The organism is Kribbella albertanoniae, assembly GCF_004348455.1.
GTDB classification, from domain to species: Bacteria; Actinomycetota; Actinomycetes; order Propionibacteriales; family Kribbellaceae; genus Kribbella; species Kribbella albertanoniae.
In genome coordinates this window covers 1-6,066 of record NZ_SMKA01000393.1, presented here as the reverse complement: position 1 = coordinate 6,066, position 6,066 = coordinate 1, and the positions used below count along the sequence as shown (strand labels likewise).

Here is a 6,066-nt window from a genome sequence, read left to right as displayed (position 1 = left end):
CAACCCCACCGCTCCGCTGGCCCTTCTCCGGGCCGCCCCCACCCGCGGGCTTCTCCTCGGCCGCCGGTGCAGAGGGCGGAGGTGGCACAGCCTGGAACCCGCCCGGCCCACCATTCGTAGGTCCATCTGACCTGTCATCCTCAGAACCGCCAGGCGCCTCAGCTTGAGGCGCAGGCTTCTCAGCCACCGGCGCAGGAGCGGCAGGCGCACTGGCTACCGGCGTACTGGCAACCGGCGCGTCGGTCTCGGGCGTGGGAGCAGCGGGTGCGCTAGCTTCCGGCGCCGCGGCCACAGGTGCCTCCGCCTCCGGCGCTACAACCTCCGGCGCGACAGCCTCCGGTGCGGCGGCTACGGGCTCAGCCTCAGGGGCATGCTGTGTGGCGTTCCTGGCTTCTTCCTCAGCTACTGCGGTCTGCTCGATCGCAGTAGCGGCGACCGTGGCGTCTGCGTCGTCTTCCGAGGCGATCACGGTGACCTCGTCGCCGCCGGACTCGGTGCCGGACTCGGGGGTCGGGGCGACGACGGTCTCGTCGCGGTCGTTCGGCACCAGCACCGTCTCATCGTTGCTGTAGGCAACCTCATTGCCGACGACCGGGAATGCGGCCGTACGCTCGGGTGCCGGCTCCGCGACCGGGAACTGCACCGTCTGCTCATCCGCCTGGTTCCGCGGACGCTCCGGCTCGTCGAACAGGTCGTCGTACCGATTCGACGGCTCGTACGACGGAGCGGCGTACCCGGCACCGCCGTACGACTCAGCCGGGTAGTTGCTAGCGGCAACCGGATAGACAGCCGCCGCGGCTGCCTCCTGCTGTGCCTGCGCGGCTTCCTGCTCACGCTGCAGCCGCTCGGCCTCGGCCCGCGCGAGCCGCCGGCGCTGCACGCTCCGGACGATGAGCTGGATCGCGTACACCAGCGAGATCACCGTCAGGATCGGTACGACGCCGTTCAGCGTGTACTGCCGCGTGCCCTCGACCATGCCCGTGGTCACCCCGGGCACATCGTCGAGGAAGTTCGTGGTCCGGTTCGGAATCCACAGCCAGCAGTACACCAGCGTGCCGAACGCGAGGAACGCGCCGATCGCGCCCGCACCGGAGAAGTACGACACGACCGCCCAGAAGACGAGCGCGCCCACAGCGTAGGCGAGCGTCATCCCCTTGGTGTTCAGCTGAATACCACCCGGTGCGCTGAGCACCCCGAACACCGCCGGCCCGGCCAGTGCGACCGCAACCCCAAGCAAGAAGCCAAGAAATTTGGACACACCTCCACCGTAGCGACGTTTCACCGTCACGCCCGGCAGACACTTCGCAGGTGCGCACAAGGGTGACTACTTTCAGTGCACACTTCCCTCCAGCACCGAAGTCACCTATTGACAATCGATAGATTGCCAGCGACTCTCGATACATGCTGAGTGAGAATCGAGCGGTCGCCGCGCTCCGGGTGTTCCTGGTGGTGCTGTTCGCGATCCTGGTCGTGTTCCAGACCCTGTCGCTGCCCGGGCAGTTCCGGCATCAGGCCCAGGTGAACCCCGAGGATGCGGACCTGCGCTGGCCGGCCACCTTCATCGCCGCGTTCGTGGTGCTCTGCGTCCAGGTCGTGGTGGTGGCGACCTGGCAGTTGCTGACCATGGTCAAGCGCGACCGCATCTTCACCACCGCCGCCGTCTTCTGGGTGAACCTGATCCTCGGCGCGATCGCCGGCGTGTGGCTCGTGGTCGGTGGCATCTTCGTCTGGGTCGTCCTCCAGGCAGACGATCCCGGCGTACCGATGGTGCTGCTCCTGCTGGAGGTCGTGATCACCGTCGTCGGTCTCCTGATGATCGTCCTGCGTGCCCTGCTGCAGCGGGCGACCACCCTGCGCACCGACATGGAAGCGGTGATCTGATGCCGATCGTCGTCCGGATCGACGTCGAACTGGCCCGCCGCAAACTGAGCGTCGGCGAGTTCGCCGAACGCGTCGGCCTGACCCCCGCCAACATCGCCGTCCTGAAGAACGGCCGCGCCAAAGCAGTCCGCTTCAGCACCCTGGAAGCCATGTGCCGAGTCCTCGAATGCCAGCCCGGCGACCTCCTCGAATGGATCGAGGAAGACGCCGGCGACTGATCACCAGGATGACTGTGTCACCAGGATGGAAGGGCTGCCGCGCCCGGATCACCTCTGCTGTCCTTGATCCATGGTCCAACGCCTCGTGCGGTCTCTGCTCGCCCTGCTCATCGTCACCGGCATCCTCGCGGTTCCCTCGGCCTGGTCGAAGCCGAGCGGCCCGGCCCGGGCCGCCGCGCAGGTGACGATCGTCAACAACGACGCGGTCGGCAATCAGGTCAGCCGGTTCGATGTGAACGGCAACGCGCTGGACGCGCACGACGGGTCGATCATCCAGGTCGACGAGCCCTCCGGCGTACGGACGTTCTATCTCTACGGCACGAGCTACAGCTGCGGGTATCAGTACCAGGACGGTCAGGGCCGGTTCTGTGGCTTCAAGGCCTACAGCTCACCCGACCTGGTGCACTGGACCGATCGCGGATACGTCGTACCGCCGCAGCAGTGCCAGGCCTGCTTCCGGCCGCACGTCGTCTACAACAAGAACACGGAGAAGTATGTCCTCTGGGCCGACCAGGGCGGCGCCTACGGCGTCTACACGAGTTCGACGCCGACCGGGCTCTTCCAGAGCACCGGGGCGGCACCGTTCCTGAACGTGCCTGGCGGCGTCGACATGACCCTGTACGTCGACGACGATCCTGCAGCGACCGCGTACGTCGTCCACAACACCGTCCACCAGGTCGGATCGGACACTGCGCACCTCGCGGTCGAACGGCTGACCCCCAACTATCTGGCGGCGCGGCAGACGACCACTGCTGAGACGAACCACGTCCGGTTGGCACTGGGCAATGTCGAGGCCTTCGCCGTGTACAAGCGGGCCGGCCGGTACCGCATCCTGATGTCCGACCCCACCTGCGCGTACTGCGCCGGGGAGACCGGTGAGGTGACCACTACCAACCTCCTGGCACCACAGGCCTCCTGGGACGGCCTCTGGTACGACCCGAACGGCTGGAACATCTATGAGGACCGGCCGCAACCACGTCTGCGCAGCAGGATCGTCAGCAACGACAGTTGTGGTGGGCAGCCCCTTGCAGTGCTGCCGATCGTGCACAGCGACAACACCACCGGCTACTACTTCCTGTCCGACCGCTGGAACCACCGGTCGCCCAACGAGTCGCTGGCCAACCACTACCTCGGTCCGCTGACCTTCGACTCCGGTGGGGCGCTCAATCCGATTGAGTGTGTCGGGTCGTTCGAGCTTCCGTTGCCAGGTGCGCCCGGCTCGGTACCGGTACCACCGGACCAGGACGCACACAGCGGTACGGCCGGATTCCGGCACCTGTGCGATCAGGCGAACCTTAGCCGTCAGCAGAGCTTCAGCCCGACCCGTAGTGGCGTTCTGACCAGCGCTTCGGTCACCACCTTCCGCAACGGCGATGTCAACGCGCCGCTGCGGATCGACGTCGTACGGGCTTCGGACAAGGCTGTGCTGAGCACCAACACGTTCGGGGCGGAGGCGGTCCCGTGGGCGCCGACCGCGCTGACGTTCCAGCCGAATGTGGCGGTCACCGCCGGGCAGACGTATTTCCTGCGCCTCCGGAGCCTGAACAAGCACGGCTGTTACGGCGTCGAGTACAACGACTCCAACCCGTACGGCGGTGGCTCGGCGTTCTACACGCAGGGTGGTAACACCTATCTGGCCGAGCCCGGCCGCGATCTGAAGTTCACCACCTCGGTGAGCGGCGCAGGCTCAGTGCTCAGCACCGACGAACTGCCGGCCGGGTACACCCGGTGTGCTGGTGAGGGCGAACGCTGCACATTCACCGGCGGCCGGGTGGTGGCCTACGGTGCAGGCGCCTATCTACAGAAGATCGCGTATGACGGTGCCGACTGCAAGATCGGTTCCATGGGCCGCGATCCCATGGTGGCTGTGCTGAAATCGTGCTACCTCGCTCCGGCCGGAGGGCCGCCTGGCTACACGGCTTGCGCCACTGAACCCAACACGTGCTCGGTCACCGGGCCTGCCATGGTGGCGTACGGGGCGAACGGCTCCTTCCGCTACCGGATCCAGAACGGACAGGTCGCATGTACTGCCGCGGCCTGGGGCGGTGACCCGATCTTCGGGGTGGTGAAGAGCTGCTACGTCGCCAACGCCGCAGCGCCACCCGGCTGGGTGCAGTGCGCTGGCGACGGAGGCACCTGCGCGATCAGCGCGAACCAGGACGTCGCGTACGGCGCGAGAGGCGCCTACGTGGTCCGGCGGACCCATCTCCCGATCGCGTGCACTGCCGACAGCTTCGGCATCGACCCGATCGCCTCGACCGGGAAGTCCTGCTACCGGAAGGCACCGGGCGCACCGGTGGGCTACGGAACCAAGTGCGCCGACGAAGGCGCGACCTGCACGTTCAGCGGGCAACGAACCGTCGCGTACGGCGAGGCGGGCAACTTCGCGTACCGAACCTTCGTCGGGAGCGTTGCCTGCACCCCGAGCAGCTTCGGCATCGACCCCCTCTGGGGCATCCGGAAGTCCTGTCACCTGACCCCTTGAGAGGGTCAGACAGTCAGGCCGTAGGTGATGCCTGCGGCCGGTGCCTCGGGGTGGGCGATGTCGGGGGTGCGGTCGTAGGGCTCCCACGCGAGGAAGTGGTCGAGGTGCCGCCGTACCGACTCGAGCACCTCAGTGACCGGGACGTCGCGGCCGAGTTCCTTCGACAAAGTGGTGACGTCCGCGTCGGAGATCCCGCAGGGGACGATCCGGTCGAACCACGTGAGGTCGTTGTCGCAGTTCAGCGCGAACCCGTGCATGGTGACGCCACGTGTGACGCGGATCCCGATCGCGGCGATCTTCCGCTCCCGGCCGCGCCCGTCGGCCGCGACCCAGACGCCGCTGCGTCCCTTGACCCGCCCGGTTGTGACACCGAGCTCGGCGCAGACCGCGATCAGCGCTTCCTCGAGCCGGCGGACGTAGTCCACGACGTACACATGCGAGGCCAGCTTGACGATCGGGTATCCCACGAGCTGCCCGGGGCCGTGCCAGGTGATCTTGCCGCCCCGGTCGACGTCCACCACCGGCGTCCCGTCGAGGGGCCGCTCCTGTGGCTCGGTCCGCTTGCCGGCGGTGTAGACCGGCGGGTGCTCGAGCAGGATGACAGTGTCCGGACCGGTGCCTTCGGCAACCGCCGCGTGCAGTCGCCGCTGCTCGTCCCACGCGGTCTGGTAGTCCACTGCGCCGGCACCGAACCCGGCCTCCACGTACTCGATAGCCCTCACGCCATCGAGTGTAGGCCGGTTGCCTGTGGATAACTTCCGCGGGGCTTGCGGCGATCGGTGCATCCTCTTGGCATGGAACCCGAAGACCTCGCCGGCTACAGCCTGCGCCGGAGGCTCGGGTCCGGATCGGCCGGCACCCTCTGGCAGGTCCGCGACCTCGCCACCGGCCGCCATGCCGTGCTCAGACGTATCCCGGTCCCCACGATTCAGCGAGAGGAGCAGTTCCGTGACGAGCTCATGGTTCTCCGACGCATCAACCACCCGCACATCACCCGTGTCCTGGAGGTCCGGGAGACCGCGACCGAGTGGCTCGTCTTCAGTCAGTACGTCGTCGCCCTCAGCCTGACCGAGATCCTGCGACGGCGGGGGACCATGTCGCCGGGCGAGATCGTCACGCTCCTCAGCCCGCTGGCCGACGCCCTGCACTACCTCCACCACTGCGGCCTGATCCATGGCCACCTGACACCCCCCAACATCCTGATCGACGTCGAGGGCCGCCCGCTCTTGACCGACGCGACCTTCCACTCACTGAACCTCCACCCGCCGACCAGCCCACCACCATCACACGGCGCCGACCTGCTAGCCCTGTCGACCGTCGCCGCTCACGCCGGTGGTCCCGCCACCCTGTTCGACCCCGCTGTCTTCACCAAGACCCCGGCACCCCGCCTGGCCAGCCACCTGCTCACCCTCACCACCCCAGAGCCGATCAATCTCGGCGACCCCGACGACGCACCACCCGACCCGCCCACGACCACCACGG

Annotated in this window: 6 protein-coding genes; 4 read left to right on the top strand and 2 right to left on the bottom strand. The window is 67.5% G+C overall.

Annotation, left to right across the window (positions count from 1 at the left end):
• Positions 1 to 1,258 (bottom strand): MFS transporter (locus tag E1261_RS42470; RefSeq protein ID WP_165952840.1); only part of this gene is annotated, 1,258 nt, incomplete at its 3' end.
• Positions 1,259 to 1,401: 143 nt separating this feature from the next.
• Here E1261_RS42470 and E1261_RS42465 point away from each other — a divergent pair.
• The 3 genes from E1261_RS42465 (at position 1,402) to E1261_RS42455 (ending at position 4,584) form a co-directional block, all read left to right on the top strand.
• Positions 1,402 to 1,881, top strand: coding sequence for a DUF2975 domain-containing protein (locus E1261_RS42465; protein ID WP_132415628.1), 480 nt, complete (start codon positions 1,402 to 1,404; stop codon positions 1,879 to 1,881).
• On the top strand, positions 1,881 to 2,099 hold the full coding sequence (locus E1261_RS42460; RefSeq protein ID WP_132415626.1) for a helix-turn-helix domain-containing protein: 219 nt from the start codon (positions 1,881 to 1,883) through the stop codon (positions 2,097 to 2,099). The genes E1261_RS42465 and E1261_RS42460 overlap by 1 nt, the downstream gene beginning before the upstream one ends.
• Positions 2,100 to 2,169: 70 nt before the next feature.
• On the top strand, positions 2,170 to 4,584 hold the full coding sequence (locus E1261_RS42455) for a family 43 glycosylhydrolase (protein ID WP_132415624.1): 2,415 nt from the start codon (positions 2,170 to 2,172) through the stop codon (positions 4,582 to 4,584).
• Between the two features lie 5 nt (positions 4,585 to 4,589).
• Here E1261_RS42455 and lipB read toward each other — a convergent pair whose 3' ends face one another.
• A complete protein-coding gene (lipB, locus tag E1261_RS42450) occupies positions 4,590 to 5,306 on the bottom strand; it encodes a lipoyl(octanoyl) transferase LipB (protein WP_238176792.1) in 717 nt (238 codons plus the stop codon).
• 72 nt (positions 5,307 to 5,378) lie between these two features.
• Between lipB and E1261_RS42445 the strand changes: the two genes are divergently transcribed.
• A partial coding sequence (locus E1261_RS42445) for a protein kinase domain-containing protein (protein WP_165952839.1) occupies positions 5,379 to 6,066 on the top strand: 688 nt, incomplete at its 3' end.